General features: G+C 35.6%; 1 protein-coding gene. It reads left to right on the top strand.

Features of this window, described 5'->3' with window-relative positions; translation table 11 throughout:
• Positions 1–222: 222 nt before the first annotated feature.
• Positions 223–857, top strand: a 635-nt coding sequence (locus tag BKH43_RS08360) for a hypothetical protein (protein ID WP_143429069.1), incomplete at its 3' end; no start/stop codon positions are given.

Genomic DNA, 857 nt, shown 5'->3' with positions numbered 1-857 from the left:
TAGAGTATCAATACTACTTTAGAAACACAGTTCAAGGCATGGCAAGTAGTGATATCAGCCTTAACTATACCTACTATTTTGGAGGGAAATAAGAGAAATGGAGAAATAACATTAATAAAAATATTTAAAAAAAGCATAAGGGCACAACAGGCTTGCATAACAAGCCTTCAAAACAGATTCTAAAAGATATGGAATCACAACTCATATAAAAAGGATAAAAACATGAACCAAGTTACTAACAAGGTTACTAGGATAATCTTAGCTACTACATTAATAGCTAGCTTTAGTAGTGTGGCTATGGCTGCTACCCATCATAAAAGAGAGCATAGACATCCAATCCCAGTTAGTCATAACTATGATATACATGGAATCAAATTCATGTTAGGAGCTGGAGCAGGAACTGGACTAAGTGCACAAGGAAGGAGTAATGGCTTTACTATAAGGGCACCTTATGCAGGGCTTGATGCAAGACTAAGACTAGGTACTGGAATCTTTACTACTACTAAAAGTAGTACTTTAGGTTTACAAGCTAGTATAGGAGTAGGTGCTAATGGATTAGGAGCTAGTTCAAACTTTAACCCTCAGTACTTTGTAAACTTAGACTTTATACAAGCCTTTAAGATAGGACATACTGGCTACTTTAAGCTAGGTTATATCATAGGTGGTGGTGTTGCTATAAGAACTTATGAAAATGTAGATAGTGGTAGTGGAGACTATGTTGCTAATAGTGCTATAAGTGCTACTACAGTAGGAAGTACAACTAGTACTAATACTACTTTAGATTCTAATAGCAGTTTAGAAGAGTTAAATGCCGCCCTTGTGAAAGCACAGGCTTTAGCAGATAAATATAATGAAGA

This window comes from Helicobacter sp. 13S00401-1 (assembly GCF_002272925.1).
Taxonomy (GTDB): domain Bacteria; phylum Campylobacterota; class Campylobacteria; order Campylobacterales; family Helicobacteraceae; genus Helicobacter_I.
The sequence above is the reverse complement of the archived record's forward strand: the minus strand, read 5'-3'. Positions and strand labels throughout refer to the sequence as shown.